Annotated in this window: 17 protein-coding genes, 1 tRNA gene and 1 riboswitch; of the genes, 12 read left to right on the top strand and 6 right to left on the bottom strand. The window is 69.7% G+C overall.

The window, feature by feature from the left end; genetic code table 11:
* The first annotated feature begins 45 nt into the window (after positions 1-45).
* The 4 genes from AB0937_RS26975 to AB0937_RS26990 all read left to right on the top strand — a co-directional run bounded on the left by AB0937_RS26975 (position 46) and on the right by AB0937_RS26990 (position 2,013).
* The gene (locus tag AB0937_RS26975; protein WP_031140077.1) at positions 46-468 is read left to right on the top strand and encodes a M67 family metallopeptidase; all 423 of its coding nucleotides are present in this window, start codon (positions 46-48) and stop codon (positions 466-468) included.
* Positions 469-566: 98 nt separating this feature from the next.
* Positions 567-662: a putative leader peptide gene (locus tag AB0937_RS26980; protein WP_317926516.1), complete on the top strand. Its 96-nt coding sequence runs from the start codon at positions 567-569 to the stop codon at positions 660-662.
* A gap of 115 nt (positions 663-777) precedes the next feature.
* Positions 778-1,056, top strand: coding sequence for a MoaD/ThiS family protein (locus tag AB0937_RS26985; RefSeq protein ID WP_248507851.1), 279 nt, complete (start codon positions 778-780; stop codon positions 1,054-1,056).
* 6 nt (positions 1,057-1,062) lie between these two features.
* The gene (locus AB0937_RS26990) at positions 1,063-2,013 is read left to right on the top strand and encodes a cysteine synthase (RefSeq protein ID WP_366714901.1); all 951 of its coding nucleotides are present in this window, start codon (positions 1,063-1,065) and stop codon (positions 2,011-2,013) included.
* 126 nt (positions 2,014-2,139) lie between these two features.
* Here the strand turns inward: AB0937_RS26990 and AB0937_RS26995 are convergent, their stop codons facing one another.
* Complete coding sequence (locus tag AB0937_RS26995; protein WP_366714903.1) at positions 2,140-2,586, bottom strand: type II toxin-antitoxin system PemK/MazF family toxin; 447 nt, start codon at positions 2,584-2,586, stop codon at positions 2,140-2,142.
* A gap of 213 nt (positions 2,587-2,799) precedes the next feature.
* Here AB0937_RS26995 and AB0937_RS27000 point away from each other — a divergent pair, with 213 nt between their 5' ends.
* Positions 2,800-3,552: an MBL fold metallo-hydrolase gene (locus tag AB0937_RS27000; protein WP_366714905.1), complete on the top strand. Its 753-nt coding sequence runs from the start codon at positions 2,800-2,802 to the stop codon at positions 3,550-3,552.
* Between the two features lie 97 nt (positions 3,553-3,649).
* On the opposite strand, the gene AB0937_RS27005 is transcribed toward AB0937_RS27000, so the two are convergent.
* Positions 3,650-4,912 (bottom strand): PTS transporter subunit EIIC, encoded by a 1,263-nt coding sequence (locus tag AB0937_RS27005; protein WP_366714907.1) that lies wholly within the window; start codon positions 4,910-4,912, stop codon positions 3,650-3,652.
* Between the two features lie 177 nt (positions 4,913-5,089).
* Positions 5,090-6,403 carry a PTS transporter subunit EIIC gene (locus tag AB0937_RS27010; RefSeq protein ID WP_366714957.1) on the bottom strand — a complete coding sequence of 438 codons (1,314 nt, stop codon included), beginning with the start codon at positions 6,401-6,403 and terminating at the stop codon, positions 5,090-5,092.
* Positions 6,404-6,612: 209 nt separating this feature from the next.
* Here AB0937_RS27010 and AB0937_RS27015 point away from each other — a divergent pair, with 209 nt between their 5' ends.
* From AB0937_RS27015 to rdgB, 4 genes are all read left to right on the top strand, one after another.
* Positions 6,613-6,846 (top strand): glucose PTS transporter subunit EIIB, encoded by a 234-nt coding sequence (locus AB0937_RS27015; protein WP_221756120.1) that lies wholly within the window; start codon positions 6,613-6,615, stop codon positions 6,844-6,846.
* Positions 6,847-6,948: 102 nt separating this feature from the next.
* The gene (gene rph, locus AB0937_RS27020; RefSeq protein WP_366714909.1) at positions 6,949-7,686 is read left to right on the top strand and encodes a ribonuclease PH; all 738 of its coding nucleotides are present in this window, start codon (positions 6,949-6,951) and stop codon (positions 7,684-7,686) included.
* Between the two features lie 154 nt (positions 7,687-7,840).
* A complete protein-coding gene (locus tag AB0937_RS27025) occupies positions 7,841-8,239 on the top strand; it encodes a hypothetical protein (protein WP_366714911.1) in 399 nt (132 codons plus the stop codon).
* A gap of 127 nt (positions 8,240-8,366) precedes the next feature.
* Positions 8,367-8,969: an RdgB/HAM1 family non-canonical purine NTP pyrophosphatase gene (rdgB, locus tag AB0937_RS27030; protein WP_366714913.1), complete on the top strand. Its 603-nt coding sequence runs from the start codon at positions 8,367-8,369 to the stop codon at positions 8,967-8,969.
* 44 nt (positions 8,970-9,013) lie between these two features.
* On the opposite strand, the gene AB0937_RS27035 is transcribed toward rdgB, so the two are convergent.
* Positions 9,014-9,098, bottom strand: a tRNA-Leu gene (locus tag AB0937_RS27035).
* A gap of 844 nt (positions 9,099-9,942) precedes the next feature.
* Positions 9,943-10,410 carry a thioredoxin-dependent thiol peroxidase gene (gene bcp / locus AB0937_RS27040; RefSeq protein ID WP_366714916.1) on the bottom strand — a complete coding sequence of 156 codons (468 nt, stop codon included), beginning with the start codon at positions 10,408-10,410 and terminating at the stop codon, positions 9,943-9,945.
* Positions 10,411-10,506: 96 nt separating this feature from the next.
* Between bcp and AB0937_RS27045 the strand changes: the two genes are divergently transcribed.
* From AB0937_RS27045 to AB0937_RS27055, 3 genes are all read left to right on the top strand, one after another.
* Positions 10,507-10,836, top strand: a complete 330-nt coding sequence (locus AB0937_RS27045; protein WP_366714917.1) for a DUF3618 domain-containing protein — start codon at positions 10,507-10,509, stop codon at positions 10,834-10,836.
* Between the two features lie 44 nt (positions 10,837-10,880).
* Positions 10,881-11,237, top strand: a complete 357-nt coding sequence (locus tag AB0937_RS27050) for a co-chaperone GroES (RefSeq protein ID WP_104779699.1) — start codon at positions 10,881-10,883, stop codon at positions 11,235-11,237.
* Positions 11,238-11,292: 55 nt separating this feature from the next.
* Positions 11,293-11,360, top strand: a riboswitch (guanidine-III (ykkC-III) riboswitch).
* A 34-nt stretch (positions 11,361-11,394) separates the two neighbouring features.
* Entirely contained in the window at positions 11,395-11,715 is a 321-nt protein-coding gene (locus tag AB0937_RS27055) for a multidrug efflux SMR transporter (RefSeq protein ID WP_053669887.1), read from the top strand.
* A 12-nt stretch (positions 11,716-11,727) separates the two neighbouring features.
* On the opposite strand, the gene AB0937_RS27060 is transcribed toward AB0937_RS27055, so the two are convergent.
* Entirely contained in the window at positions 11,728-14,136 is a 2,409-nt protein-coding gene (locus AB0937_RS27060; RefSeq protein ID WP_366714920.1) for a transglycosylase domain-containing protein, read from the bottom strand.
* Positions 14,137-14,328 lie beyond the last annotated feature (192 nt).

A 14,328-nucleotide genomic window follows, 5' to 3' on the forward strand; every position in this document is an offset into this window, starting at 1 on the left:
ACCAACCCTCGGTACGGAACGGCCCTTCTGCTTATCCTGGCGAGCATGCTGACCATCACCCAGGCCCTCGTCGACCAGATCGTCGCCCACGCGCGCAAGGATCACCCCGACGAGGCGTGCGGCGTCGTCGCCGGACCGGCCGGATCGGACCGGCCCGAGCGCTTCATCCCCATGCTGAACGCGGCCATGTCGCCCACGTTCTACGAGTTCGACTCCGGCGACCTGCTCAAGCTCTACCGCGAGATGGACGACCGCGACGAGGAGCCGGTGGTCATCTACCACTCCCACACCGCCACCGAGGCCTACCCCTCGCGCACCGACATCTCCTACGCCAACGAGCCCGGCGCCCACTACGTCCTGGTCTCCACCGCCGACACCGACGGGGCCGGCGAGTTCCAGTTCCGCTCCTTCCGGATCGTCGAGGGCGAGGTCACGGAGGAAGAGGTCCAGGTCGTCGAGGCCTACTGAGGGCCCCTGAACAGCACGGTCTCACTCCCCGATCCGAAATCGTCCGCGATGTGGGATCACATTCCAGTACCCGGACCGGGAATCGATACGATGACCCCATGGTTTTCCACGACGTGAGCGACAAGACGCCGGGCACGCTGCTCGTGGCGCGGCTGCACGTCGACCTGTGCAGGCTCGCCAGCGCCATCTGTTGACGCCGGTCCCTGCCGCCGTACGGCCGTGAGCCGCGGCGCTGCACACACGCACCACCTGCTGTTCCTGCGCTGCCGCGCGCCCCGACTGACTACTCCCGACAGGAGCCCTGAAGCCATGGCCATCGAGGTCCGCATCCCGACCATCCTCCGCACCTACACCGACGGTCAGAAGGCGGTGGAGGGTAAGGGCGACACCCTCGCCGAGCTCTTCGACGACCTCGAGACCCGGCACCCGGGCATCCAGGCCCGCATCGTGGACGGCGACCAGCTGCGCCGCTTCGTCAACGTGTACCTGAACGACGAGGACGTCCGCTTCCTCGACGGCATCACCACCAAGCTGTCGGACGGCGACAACGTCACGATCCTGCCGGCCGTGGCCGGCGGCATGGTCTGATCGACGATGCGCTACGACTCCCCCCTGGCCGCGGTCGGCAACACCCCCCTGGTGCGCCTGCCGCGGCTGTCGCCGTCCGCCGACGTCCGCATCTGGGCGAAGCTGGAGGACCGCAACCCCACGGGATCGGTCAAGGACCGTCCGGCCCTGCACATGATCGAGCAGGCGGAGAAGGACGGCCGCCTGACCCCGGGCTGCACCATCCTCGAGCCGACGTCGGGCAACACCGGCATCTCCCTGGCGATGGCGGCGAAGCTCAAGGGCTACCGCATCGTGTGCGTGATGCCCGAGAACACCTCGCAGGAACGCCGGGACCTGCTGGGCATGTGGGGCGCGGAGATCATCTCCTCCCCGGCGGCGGGCGGCTCCAACACCGCCGTGCGCGTCGCCAAGGAGCTCTCGGCCGAGAACCCCGACTGGGTGATGCTCTACCAGTACGGCAACCCCGACAACGCGGGCGCCCACTACGCCACGACCGGCCCCGAGATCCTCGCGGACCTGCCGTCCGTCACGCACTTCGTGGCCGGCCTCGGCACCACCGGCACCCTCATGGGCGTCGGCCGCTTCCTGCGCGAGCACAAGCCGGACGTCCAGATCGTCGCCGCCGAACCGCGCTACGACGACCTGGTCTACGGCCTGCGCAACCTCGACGAGGGCTTCGTCCCCGAGCTGTACGACGCGTCCGTCCTCACCAGCCGCTTCTCCGTCGGCTCCGCGGACGCCGTCACCCGCACCCGCGAGCTGCTCCAGCAGGAGGGCATCTTCGCCGGTGTCTCCACGGGCGCCGCGCTGCACGCCGCGATCGGCGTCGGCAAGAAGGCCGTCAAGGCCGGGGAGCCGGCCGACATCGTCTTCGTCGTCGCCGACGGCGGCTGGAAGTACCTCTCGACCGGCGTCTACACGGCGGCCACGACGGAGGAGGCCATCGACACGCTCCAGGGCCAGCTCTGGGCGTGACCGACGGCGAGCAGCCCGGCGGCCGGAACGGCCGGCGGCACCGACACGAAGGGCTGGAGTCCACGACTCCAGCCCTTTTCCGTGCCGTTCACCCAGCTCCTGCTCGGGCGCCCCTCTTCCGCTGGGTCAGCCCGCCAGGTACCGCACCTGGTCCCACAGCGTCGGATCCACCACGCCGACCCGCCGCCGGAAGCCCCACACCGGGACCTCCCGCAACTCGTCCGTGTCCAGGTAGCTCGCGCGGCCCCGGGCGTCGCCGACCGAGCCCGGCGGCAGCGGGATCATCCCGCTGCGCTCGTCGCGGAACCGCGTGGTGATCTTCGCGACCGTCGCCCGCTCCCCGCGCACCGCGAGCACCAGACAGGGCCGGTCCTTCGTACGGTCCTCGTCCTCGTAGGGCACGTCGGCCCACCAGATCTCCGCCGGCTGCGGCCGGCTCTCCGTGAGCACGGGGCCGGCCGCCCGGCTCCGCCGGGCCGTGGGCCGCCGGCCCCGGCCCCAGCCGTCGACGAGCGTGGCGATGAGCGCGAGCAGTACCACCGCGGCGAGCGCCAGCCACCAGGACGTGTCCATACTGAGACGTTACCGGCGCCACCCCTGCCGCGCGCCCCCCTCACGAGGATCACCCCCCGGCCCTGCCAGCCGAACCGGTGACACCACAGGTGAGTTCGCCCACAACAGGCCTTGGCGGAGGAGCTACCGGAGGTTTTGCGCCTTACGCTCGACGGACCGCACGACCCCCGACGCCCCTCTCAGACTTATCCCGCCAGCGGAGGTTTCTGCTTCATGAAGCTCACCGTCGTCGGCTGCTCGGGGTCGTTCCCGTCCGCGGAATCGGCCTGCTCGAGCTACCTCGTCGAGGCCGACGGCTTCCGGCTGCTTCTCGACATGGGCAACGGTGCCCTGGGCGAGCTGCAGCGCCACTGCGGTCTCTACGACCTCGACGCGATCTTCCTCAGCCATCTGCACGCCGACCACTGCATCGACATGTGCGCGTACTTCGTCGCGCGCTACTACCGCCACGACGGCGGCCGCTGCGATCCACTCCCCGTCTTCGGCCCCGAAGGCACGGAACACCGGCTGACCACCGCCTACGCGGACACCCCCTCCGCCTCCTCCATGAGCGAGGTCTTCGACTTCCACACGGTCAAGCCGTCCACGTTCGAACTCGGCCCCTTCACGGTGCACACCGAGCGGGTGGCCCACCCCGTGGAGGCGTACGGCATCCGGATCGAGCACGGTGGCCGGACGCTGACGTACTCCGGCGACACCGGAGTGAGTGCCGCGCTGGACGAACTGGCCCGGGACGCCGACCTGTTCCTGTGCGAGGCGGCGTTCACGCACGGCAAGGAGAACATCCCCGACCTGCACCTCAACGGCCGCGAGGCGGGTGAGACGGCGGCCCGGGCCGGTGCCCGCCGCCTGGTCCTCACCCACGTCCCGCCGTGGACGGACCCCCAGGTCAACCTGGTCGACGCCCGCGAGGTCTACGACGGCCGGGTCGACCTGGCCGCGCCGGGGCAGACGTACGAGATCTGACGTCCCCGGCCCGAAGGCCCCCGCAGTGCGAGGCCCCGGAGCACACGCGAAGGGCCCCGGAACCGAGCGGTTCCGGGGCCCTTCGCGTGTCGGCGCCCTACTTCGCCTCGGCCTTCTGCAGCTCGGCGAGTTCCTCGTCGGACTCCCGGCCCGGCGTCGGCAGGTTGAACCTGGTGATCGCGAAGCGGAAGACCACGTAGTAGACCGCCGCGAAGCACAGACCGACCAGGGCCAGGCCCCACGGGTTGGTCGCGATGCCCAGGTTCAGGCCGAAGTCGACCGCGCCGGCCGAGAAGCCGAAGCCGTCCTTCATCCCCAGCGCCCAGGTCAGCGCCATCGAGACACCGGTGAGCAGCGCGTGGATCGCGTACAGCACCGGGGCGATGAACATGAAGGTGAACTCGATCGGCTCGGTGACGCCGGTGACGAACGAGGTCAGCGCGAGCGAGAACATCATGCCGCCGACGACCTTGCGGCGCTCGGGCCGGGCGCAGTGGACGATCGCGAGGCACGCGGCCGGCAGGGCGAACATCATGATCGGGAAGAAGCCGGTCATGAACTGCCCGGCGGTCGGGTCGCCCGCGAGGAACCGGGCGATGTCACCGCTCTTGCCCTCGTAGGTGCCGGCCTGGAACCAGGGGAAGGAGTTCAGCAGGTGGTGCATGCCGATCGGGATCAGCGCACGGTTGGCGACACCGAAGATGCCCGCGCCGACCGCCCCGGAACCGACCAGCCACTCGCCGAAGTTGTGCAGAGCCGTGCCGAGGACCGGCCAGATGTAACCGAAGACGATGCCGATGACCAGGCCCGCGAAGGCCGACAGGATCGGCACCAGACGGCGGCCGCCGAAGAAGCCCGCCCAGTCCGGCAGCTTGGTCCGGTAGAACTTCTGGTAGAGCAGCGCCACCACGATGCCCATGACCACACCGCCGAGGACCTTGGCGTCCACGGGAGCGTCGACCGTCACGACCTTGCCGTCGACCGCCGTGGCGACCTTCGGCAGGTTCTTGTCGGTGAACGTGGCCAGCACGTTCTTGAAGACCAGGTAACCCACCACGGCGGCCAGGGCCGTGGAGCCGTCCGACTTCTTGGCGAAGCCGATCGCGATGCCCACGGCGAACAGCAGCGCCATGTTGTCGAGGATCGCGTTGCCGCCGGCCGCCATGAAGCCCGCGATCTTGGTGATGAAGGCGGGGAACGACTCGCGTCCGAGCATGTCGGTGTTGCCGAGGCGGACCAGCAGGGCGGCGGCGGGCAGCACGGCGACCGGCAGCATCAGGCTGCGGCCGATGCGCTGCATCACGGCCATCACGGCCGAGCCCTTGCTCGGGCTCGCGGGCGCGGCTGTGTCTGTGGACATGAACTTCCTCCAGGGGGCACGGCGCCGCCCAGGAAGCATGCGAAGGGGGACGGCGGCGTCTCAAAGAAAGGGGAGCGCGGTATCCACCGCGCGACCTCCACCAGTGAGTGGTGTAGACCAGTTGTAGCACGGTAGGCCGAACGAGTGGAACCCGCCAATTCCGCCCGCTTCAGACGATCACGCCTTGGCGCTGTCCTCCACGTCCTCCTCGGGCTCCCGCCCCGGAGTCCGCAGATCGAACCTGCTGATCGCGAACCGGAAGATCACGTAATAGAGGAGCGCGAACCCCAGCCCGATCGGAATGATCAGCCACGGCCGCGTGGCCAGATTCCAGTTGATGACGTAGTCGATCAGCCCCGCCGAGAAGCTGAACCCGTCGTGCACCCCCAGCCCCCACGTCACCGCCATCGACACCCCCGTCAGCAGCGCGTGCACCCCGTACAGCACCGGCGCCACGAACAGGAACGAATACTCGATCGGCTCCGTGATGCCCGTGACGAACGACGTCAGCGCCACCGACAGCATCAGCCCCCCGACCTCCTTGCGCCGGGCCGGACGCGCGCAGTGCGTGATCGCCAGGGCCGCCGCCGGCAGCGCGAACATCATGATCGGGAAGAACCCCGAGGTGAACTGCCCCGCGTCCGGGTCGCCCGCCAGGAACATGTTGATGTCACCGTGCACCACCGTCCCGTCCGGCTTCGTGAACGAACCGAACTGGAACCAGATGGGCACGTTCAGGAACTGATGCAGCCCCACCACCAGCAACGCCCGGTTCGCCACCCCGAACACACCCGCGCCCCACGCGTCCAGCCCGTCCATCCAGTCGCTGAAACTCTCCAGCGCGTCACCGACCGGCGGCCACACCCACAGACACAGCGCCGCGAACACGATCGCGACGAACGCCATGATGATCGGCACCAGCCGCCGCCCGTTGAAGAACCCCAGCCAGTCCACCAGCCGCGTCCGGTGGAACCGCGCCCAGAGGAACGCGGTCAGCAACCCCATCACGATCCCGCCGAACACCCCCGGATTCTGGAACGCGAACGCCGTCACCTCCCGGTCCCCGTCGGTCACTTGACACCCGACGTTCGGCACCGCCACCGACCCCTCCGGACAATCCTCCGGAAACTGACGCAGTACCGTCCAGTACACGAGGAACCCGGCCACCGCCGCCAGCGCCGTCGAACCGTCCGCCTTCTTCGCCATCCCGATCGCAACGCCCACACAGAACAGCAGCGGCAACCCCAGCGAGCCGTCCAGCAGCGCCCCGCCCGCCCCCACCATCACCTTCGAGACGTTCGTCCAGCCCAGCCCGTCGTCCCCGAACACATCCGGCTGCCCCAGCCGGTTCAGGATGCCCGCCGCCGGCAGCACCGCGATCGGCAACTGAAGACTCCGGCCCATCTTCTGCAACCCCTGGAACAGCCGGTTCCAGCGAGCCCGCCCGGGGCTCACGGCCGGCGCGGCACCGGCGGGGCTGTCGGCACTCATCCCCGTCCCCTTCGTCGAGTTCGCCGAGCTCCGGGCTGCAGGCTTTCGGCCACAGACTTTTGTCGAGAGGCAGGCTCGTGGTGTAGACCAGTCGTTCGACGGTCGCACGAACGTGACGCCATCCTTCGGCACACACGACAGGGCCGCTCGCGAAGATGGGCCAACTGTGGGTTACTGCGACAAAGCGGTTCGGATCAGGGAGAACGAACATGGCCACCAAGGCTGAGAAGATCGTTGCCGGGCTCGGCGGCATCGACAACATCGAAGAGGTCGAAGGCTGCATCACCCGCCTGCGCACCGAGGTCGTGGACCCCGCCAAGGTCGACGAAGCCGCCCTGAAGGCCGCCGGAGCTCACGGCGTCGTCAAGATGGGCACTGCCATCCAGGTCGTCATCGGCACCGACGCCGACCCCATCGCGGCGGACATCGAAGACATGATGTGAGGGGCGGGGATCGTCCCGGGCCTCACCCCCTGAGACCTCCACCACCGGGGCCCCTCCCACCACGGGAAGGGCCCCTTCCGCGGTACGGATAGGCTCAGCCGCATGTCTCGAATCGACGGCCGCACCCCCCAGCAGCTCCGCCCCATCACCATCGAGCGCGGCTGGAGCAAGCACGCCGAAGGCTCCGTCCTCGTCTCCTTCGGCGACACCAAGGTCTTCTGCACCGCCTCCGTCACCGAAGGCGTCCCGCGCTGGCGCAAGGGCAGCGGCGAAGGCTGGGTCACCGCCGAATACTCCATGCTGCCCCGCTCCACCAACACCCGAGGCGACCGCGAGTCCGTCAAGGGCCGCATCGGCGGCCGCACCCACGAGATCAGCCGCCTCATCGGCCGCTCCCTGCGTGCCGTCATCGACTACAAGGCTCTCGGCGAGAACACCATCGTCCTCGACTGCGACGTCCTCCAGGCCGACGGCGGCACCCGCACCGCCGCCATCACCGGCGCCTACGTCGCCCTCGCCGACGCCGTCGCCTGGGCCCAGGGCAAGAAGCTGATCAAGGCCGGCCGCAAGCCCCTCACCGGCACCGTCTCCGCCGTCTCCGTCGGCATCGTCGGCGGCGTCCCCCTCCTCGACCTCTGCTACGAGGAAGACGTCAAGGCCGACACCGACATGAACGTCGTCTGCACCGGAGACGGCCGCTTCGTCGAGGTCCAGGGCACCGCAGAAGCCGAACCCTTCGCCCGCGACGAACTCAACGCCCTCCTCGACCTCGCCGTCGCCGGCTGCGACGAACTCGCCGCCCACCAGCGCGCCGCGCTCGAAACCCTCCTCGAGAAGTGACGCAAAAGTAAAAGGCACGCCAAGACCGGTGCTCGGCACGGGCAACCGCGCCGAGCACACTCGCGTCTGAAGGAGTACGGGCGCACGGCTCATCCTGTGCGCCCGGCCAGCCGCGCGGGCCCGACCGGCCCGACCGAACGAGAGGGACCGCTCCATGGCCGCGAGCCGCCGACGCCGCACCGCAGCCGTCGCCGCCACCCTGGCTGCCGTCGCGCTGACCGCCGGACTCACCACCGGCTGCGCCGCCGTCGACAAGGCGCTGGACTGCGTCCAGACCGCCGACGCCATCGCCGACAGCGTCACGGAACTCCAGCAGGCGGTCGACAGCGCGTCGAACGACCCGACGCAGCTCGACGAGTCCCTCGACTCCATCGACAAGAACCTCGGCAAGATCGGTGACAAGACCGACAACGCGGATGTCGGCAAGGCCGTGGACGACCTGAACAAGGCCGTCGACAACGTCCGCACGTCGATCAAGAACGGCGACGAGACGCCCGACATCAGCCCGGTCACGGACGCGGCGGGCGAGTTGACGAAGGTCTGCACGCCGTAGCAGTGCGGGGCGGCGGCCGGGTGCGGGTGCGTCGTGCTCGCTCGCACGGCTCCCCGCGCCCCTGAGGGGCCGCTCGCGCAGCTCCCCGCGCCCCCGAGAGGGCACGGGGAGCAATACTGTTGCGGCCATGAGTCGCCTGATCCTCGCCACCCGTAACGCCGGAAAGATCACCGAACTTCGCGCGATCCTCGCCGAAGCCGGGCTTCCCCACGAACTCGTCGGCGCCGACGCCTACCCGGACATCCCCGACGTCAAGGAAACGGGCGTCACCTTCGCCGAGAACGCCCTCCTCAAGGCCCACGCCCTGGCCCGGGCCACGGGGCTCCCGGCCGTCGCCGACGACTCGGGCCTCTGCGTCGACGTCCTCAACGGCGCACCCGGCATCTTCTCCGCCCGCTGGTCCGGCCGCCACGGCGACGACAAGGCCAACCTGGACCTCCTCCTCGCCCAGCTGTCGGACATCGCCGACGAACACCGCGGCGCCCACTTCGCCTGCGCGGCGGCCCTGGCCCTGCCCGACGGCACGGAGCGGGTGGTGGAGGGCCGGCTCCCCGGCACCCTCCGCCACGAGCCGACCGGCACGGGCGGCTTCGGCTATGACCCGATCCTCCAGCCGGAGGGCGAGACCCGCACCTGCGCGGAGTTGACCCCCCAGGAGAAGAACGCGATCAGCCACCGCGGCAAGGCCTTCCGGGCGTTGGTGCCGGTGGTGGGGGAGCTGTTGAGCTGAGGAACGTGAGAGGGGCCGCCCACTGGGCGGCCCCTCTTTGTGCGTGCGGCCGGTGGGACTCGAACCCACACGGGTGTGAACCCACTGGGACCTAAACCCAGCATGACTGCCAAATTCCATCACGGCCGCTCAAAAACGGTCATGGCGCTCGACCGGCAGCGTTCAGTGTACGGGCTGAGCAAGTTACGCGACGAGAGGTGTCCTCGCTTTCTGGCGGCACCAGGTCTCAGTGAGCGCGTGACAGTTGGGGCAGGGATACCGCAGATTCTCCCGGCGGTTGTCGCGCCAGTCGCCATTGATGTGGTCGATCTGCAACGTGATCGGTTGCCCCAGCCACTCGCCCTCGTTGCCACAGGTCCGGCACGCATAGGCACATCGACCTCGACCAGGGCGCGGTGGAGCTGAGACCTGTTGGTCCGTCCCGCACTCGAGGGCAGGACGACCAGTACTCGCTGAGCGACGGGCGCGGGGCCGGGGGCTCCGGTCGTGCCCCGTCGTCCGGTACGCCCGGGGAACGTGCCACGCCCCGCACACTCGTCGCCGTCGCTGTTGCTTCCTGCAGCTCTTCGAAAGTGAACGGGAGGTCCAGGTCGGGCCTGTTGATGCCGGGAAAGTGACGGACGTCGATGCCCGCCGCGTGAATGCGGCGACGGATGTGCGACAGGGTGCCGCCGGCCGGGTCGGCGCCCAGTTTCAGGGCTACTTCGCGCAGCGACGACGACGAGGCGGCCGTTTGTGCGATGGCGGAGTCCGGGTACCTGCGATACGGGCTGCGCTTGACGAAGTGGCTCGGGTCGAGTCCGCGCGCCGCCACCCTCTCGTGCAGCACGCGGCGTCGACGACCCGTTCGTGGTCTCGCACGGAGTGACGAACCGTTTATCGGGCCGTCGCGCCCGGAACGCGTGCGGAATGCGGAGCGGCTCGTACCGGGGGTTCACCGGTACGAGCCGCTCGCATAAGAAACAGCGGGGTCTCAGACCCCCAGGTCCTTGATGATCTTCGCCACGTGGCCCGTCGCCTTGACGTTGTACAGGGCGCGTTCGACCTTGCCCTCCTCGTCCACGACGATCGTGGAGCGGATGACGCCGACGACCGTCTTGCCGTACAGCTTCTTCTCGCCGAAGGCGCCGTAGGACTCCAGGACCTGCTTGTCCGGGTCGGCCAGGAGCGTGACCTTGAGGGATTCCTTGTCGCGGAACTTGGCCAGCTTCTCCGGCTTGTCGGGGGAGATGCCGATGACGTCGTAGCCCGCGCCCGCCAGCAGCTCCAGGTTGTCCGTGAAGTCACAGGCCTGCTTGGTGCAGCCGGGAGTGAGGGCGGCCGGGTAGAAGTACACGATGACCTTGCGGCCCTTGTGGTCCGCCAGGGACACCTCGGTGCCGTCGGCGTCGGGCAGGGTGAAGGCGGGGGCCACGTCCCCCGGCTGGAGTCGCTCGCTCATCGGACCAGCCTAACCGGGGGTCGAGGCAGTGCGGTGAGCCGTGGAGCTGACAGACTGTCCAGCACAGGCTTCACACCGACTTCGAAAGGCGACACGGTGGCGGACACGGCGGACACCAGGACCCCGGCGCAGATCGAGGCGGACATCAGGCGCCGCCGCGCGACCCTGGCCGAGACCCTCGACGAGATCGGGGTGCGGGTGCACCCGAAGACGATCGTCGGGGATGCCAAGGCCAAGGTCGCTTCCAACATCGACCACACGCTCGGGCGGGCGTACGTGGGGGTGAACCGGGCCGTCACCGATGTGCGGGCCCGGTTCGTGGACGAGGAGGGCGCGCCCCGGCTGGAGCGGGTCGTGCCGGTCGCGCTCGTCGTCGTGGGAGTGGTCGGGCTGCTCGCGTTCAGCACGCGGCGGCGCAAGGGCTGACCCGACTGCGTACGGATCCGGGGAAGACAGGTAGGTTTCAGGGCGTGAGCGCCAAGAGAAACGAGCAGAGCACCCATCCGGACAAGCTGCCCATCCGGATGCTGCACGACCGCGTACTCGTGCGGCAGGACACCAGCGAGGGCGAGCGGCGTTCCGGCGGCGGCATCCTGATCCCCGCCACGGCGGCGGTCGGGCGGCGGCTGGCGTGGGCGGAGGTCGTCGCGGTGGGGCAGAACGTGCGGACCGTGGAGGCGGGTGACCGGGTGCTGTTCGACCCGGAGGACCGTGCCGAGGTCGAGGTGCGGGGGATCGCGTACGTGCTGATGCGCGAGCGTGACCTGCACGCGGTGGCCGCGGACCGTTTCGAGGGCGCCGAGGACTCGACGGGCCTGTACCTGTAGGGCCCAGGTGGTGCGAAGGGGCCGGTGACGGTTGTCACCGGCCCCTTCGCCATGGGCTTTGCTACGTTGGAGGCACCCCCGACGAGACGCGCCGTACCGGGATCAAGGCAAAGACGACGCACCGACACCGTCAGCCCGTTTCCCGGAGGTGCCCGTCATGGCCTGGGTTCTGCTCGTCGTCGCCGGTCTGCTCGAGGTGGGGTGGTCGGTCGGCATGAAGTACACCGACGGGTTCACGCGTCCGCTGCCCAGTGTGCTCACGGGCGCCGGCATCGTCGCGAGCATGCTGCTGCTTTCGCAGGCGGCCAGGACCCTGCCCATCGGTACGGCCTACGGCGTGTGGGTGGGGATCGGTGCGGCCGGGGCGGCGGTGTTCGGCATGGCGGTCCTGGGGGAGCCGGCGACCGCCGCCCGGATCTTCTTCGTGTGCCTGCTGCTGGTCGCCGTGGTGGGGCTGAAGGCGACCAGCGGTCACTGAGCCGTCGGCCCGCTACTCGCGGCGGGCGCCCTGCGGGACCACGCCCCAGCCGGGGCCGGTCGGGCCGCCCGTCGCGCCGCCGTCGCTCGCGTCGCCGCCCCCGCCCTCCGTCGTACCGCCGTCGGTGGTGCCCCCGTCGGTGGTGCCGCCGTCGGTGGTGCCGCCGTCCGCGGTGCCGCCGCCCGTGGGGGACTCGCCGCCGGTGCTTCCGTCGGTGGTGCCGCCGTCGGTCTGGCCCTCCGTCTGCCCCTCGGGGGCGCTGGGGCTCTGCTCGGGCGTCTGGGTGCCGGTCTCCTCGCCGCCGGTGGTCGTGCCGTCGTCGGTGGTGGGGTCGGCGCTCGGGTCGGCCGGGGCGTCGCTGCTGGGGGCCTGCGAGACGTCGGAGCCGGGCTGGAGCCTGAGGTCGAACTCCTTGACCGGCTTGCCCTTGAGGGCGTCCTGGGTGAACTGCGTCCAGATCTCGGCGGGTGCGCCGCCGCCGTTGATGCGCGGCAGGCCCATGGCGCCGTACAGCGACTTGTGGGCGGCGGTGACCGGGTCCTGGCCCATGACGGAGACCACGGTGGCCAGGTCGGGGGTGTAGCCCGCGAACCAGGCCGCCGTGTCCTCCTCGGCGGTGCCGGTCTTGCCGGCGACGGGGCGGCCGGCGGCCTGTGCGGCGGAGGCGGTGCCGTTCTGGACGACGCTCTGCAGCATGGAGGTGGTGGTGTCGGCGGCCTCGCGGCTGACGGCCTGCCGGGTGCGCCGCTCGGGCAGGTCGATCGGCGTGCCGCCCTTGGTGACCTTCTCGACCATCGTGTACGTGCCGTGCCGGCCGTGGTTGGCGAGGGTGGCGTAGGCCTCGGCCATGTCGAGGACGCTGGCGGTGGCGGTGCCGAGCGCGATGGCGGGGCCGTCGGCGAGGTCGGGGGTGGCCTCGGGGACGCCGAGGTCGATCGCGGTCTGCTTGACCTTGGCGGGGCCGACGTCGGCGGCCAGCTGCGCGTAGACCGAGTTCACGGAGCTGTCGGTGGCCTCGGTGACGGTGATGTCGCCGTAGGAGCGCTGGTCCTCGTTCTCGGGGGCGTAGGGGTCGCCGGTCCAGCCCTGGACGGGGCGCTTGTTGGTGCCGTCGTAGATGGTGTTCGGGGTGATGACGCGGCCGTCCTGCGTCTCGGAGTGGTTCTCGACGGCTGCGGTGAACACGAAGGGCTTGAAGGTGGAGCCGACCTGGAAGTCCCGGCGGGTGGCGTTGGGGGTGTACTGCTTGACGTAGTCGATGCCGTTGTACATCGCCACGACCTTGCCGGTCTTGGGGTCGACGGAGGCGCCGCCGGCGCGGACGTAGGTGTCGACCTTGTTCTTCTTGCCGAGCTTGGACATCAGTTTGTCGTTGACGGCCTTCACGAACGCGTCCTGCTTGCCCTTCTGCAGGGTCGTCGTGATGCGGTAGCCGCCGGCGTCGAGCTTGCTCTCCTCGACGATCTTGTTCTGGACGAGGTAGTCCTTGACGATCCGGACGATGTAGCCGCGCTGGCCGGACATGCCGGTGGAGAGGGTGGACTCCTTCGGCACGGGGAACTTCATGCCGGTCCGCTTCGACTCGCTGAGCCAGCCCTTCGTGACCATGCCGTCCAGGACGTAGTTCCAGCGGGCCTCGGCGGCCTTGCGGTTCTCGGGGTGGGCGACGACGTCGTACTGGCTGGGCGCGTTGACGAGCGCGGCGAGGTAGGCGGCGCGGGCCGGGTCGAGCTCCTTGGCGTCCATGCCGTAGTAGGCCTGGGCGGCGGCCTGGATGCCGTAGGCGTTGCGGCCGAAGTAGCTGGTGTTGAGGTATCCCTCGAGGATGTGGTCCTTGCTGACCTCGCGGTCCAGCTTGATCGCGATGAAGAACTCCTTGGCCTTGCGCGTGACGGTCTGTTCCTGGCGCAGGTAGTAGTTCTTCACGTACTGCTGGGTGATCGTGGAGCCGGACTGCTTGCCCTTGCCGAGGGCGGTGTTCCAGGCGGCGCGGACCATGGCCTTGGGGTCGACGGCGGACTCGGTGTAGAAGTCGCGGTCCTCGGCGGCCAGGATCGCGTGCTGGGCGTCCTTGGAGATCTGCGGGAGGGTGACGTTCTCCCGGTTGACCTCGCCGTCGCGGGCGATCACGGAGCCGTCCGCGTAGAGGTAGACGTTGGCCTGCTTGGTGGCGAGCGCGTTGGCGGGCGGGATCTTCACGAGCGAGTAGCCCAGGAAGAAGCCGCCGACCAGGAGCAGTACGACGATGACGAAGCCGCCGAGCGTCATGCGCCAGGTCGGGATCATCCGGCGCCAGCCGGTCCGCTTCGGTTTCCCGGCCGCCGCGGCCTCGGGTGTGCCCGGGGCGCCGTCGGCGTCCGCCTGCGGCTCTCTCGATGCCCAGCCCGGATTCGGCTGCTGCGGCTGAGGCTCGTCACTCATGTCGTGCACGGACTCCTGTTTCGCGTCGTACGTCGTCCCGTACGTCTCTGCTCGCTCTTGCGCCCCTGTGATGAAGACTGTCCCATCCGTTGATCAGTTCCCTGATCGAGGGCCGGGCTGCGGGCCGTGCGGTGAGGCGGGCCGCGTGCGGGCGGGTGCGCGGGCGGGCACAGGGTGAAACATGGTGCCGCG

Origin of the sequence: Streptomyces sp. NPDC047880 (genome assembly GCF_040706515.1) — a bacterium.
GTDB lineage: Bacteria > Actinomycetota > Actinomycetes > Streptomycetales > Streptomycetaceae > Streptomyces.

What these genes read in the sequence shown, in the direction of transcription:
- AB0937_RS27000 (WP_366714905.1), top strand. Translation starts at nt 2,800, where the DNA reads ATGAAGCTCACCGTCGTCGGCTGCTCGGGGTCGTTCCCGTCCGCGGAA.
- AB0937_RS26995 (WP_366714903.1), bottom strand. Translation starts at nt 2,586, where the DNA reads ATGGACACGTCCTGGTGGCTGGCGCTCGCCGCGGTGGTACTGCTCGCG.
- AB0937_RS27005 (WP_366714907.1), bottom strand. Translation starts at nt 4,912, where the DNA reads ATGTCCACAGACACAGCCGCGCCCGCGAGCCCGAGCAAGGGCTCGGCC.
- AB0937_RS27010 (WP_366714957.1), bottom strand. Translation starts at nt 6,403, where the DNA reads ATGAGTGCCGACAGCCCCGCCGGTGCCGCGCCGGCCGTGAGCCCCGGG.
- AB0937_RS26980 (WP_317926516.1), top strand. Translation starts at nt 567, where the DNA reads ATGGTTTTCCACGACGTGAGCGACAAGACGCCGGGCACGCTGCTCGTG.
- rdgB (WP_366714913.1), top strand. Translation starts at nt 8,367, where the DNA reads ATGAGTCGCCTGATCCTCGCCACCCGTAACGCCGGAAAGATCACCGAA.
- rph (WP_366714909.1), top strand. Translation starts at nt 6,949, where the DNA reads ATGTCTCGAATCGACGGCCGCACCCCCCAGCAGCTCCGCCCCATCACC.
- AB0937_RS26975 (WP_031140077.1), top strand. Translation starts at nt 46, where the DNA reads ATGCTGACCATCACCCAGGCCCTCGTCGACCAGATCGTCGCCCACGCG.
- AB0937_RS26985 (WP_248507851.1), top strand. Translation starts at nt 778, where the DNA reads ATGGCCATCGAGGTCCGCATCCCGACCATCCTCCGCACCTACACCGAC.
- AB0937_RS27055 (WP_053669887.1), top strand. Translation starts at nt 11,395, where the DNA reads ATGGCCTGGGTTCTGCTCGTCGTCGCCGGTCTGCTCGAGGTGGGGTGG.
- AB0937_RS26990 (WP_366714901.1), top strand. Translation starts at nt 1,063, where the DNA reads ATGCGCTACGACTCCCCCCTGGCCGCGGTCGGCAACACCCCCCTGGTG.
- AB0937_RS27015 (WP_221756120.1), top strand. Translation starts at nt 6,613, where the DNA reads ATGGCCACCAAGGCTGAGAAGATCGTTGCCGGGCTCGGCGGCATCGAC.
- bcp (WP_366714916.1), bottom strand. Translation starts at nt 10,410, where the DNA reads ATGAGCGAGCGACTCCAGCCGGGGGACGTGGCCCCCGCCTTCACCCTG.
- AB0937_RS27025 (WP_366714911.1), top strand. Translation starts at nt 7,841, where the DNA reads ATGGCCGCGAGCCGCCGACGCCGCACCGCAGCCGTCGCCGCCACCCTG.
- AB0937_RS27060 (WP_366714920.1), bottom strand. Translation starts at nt 14,136, where the DNA reads ATGAGTGACGAGCCTCAGCCGCAGCAGCCGAATCCGGGCTGGGCATCG.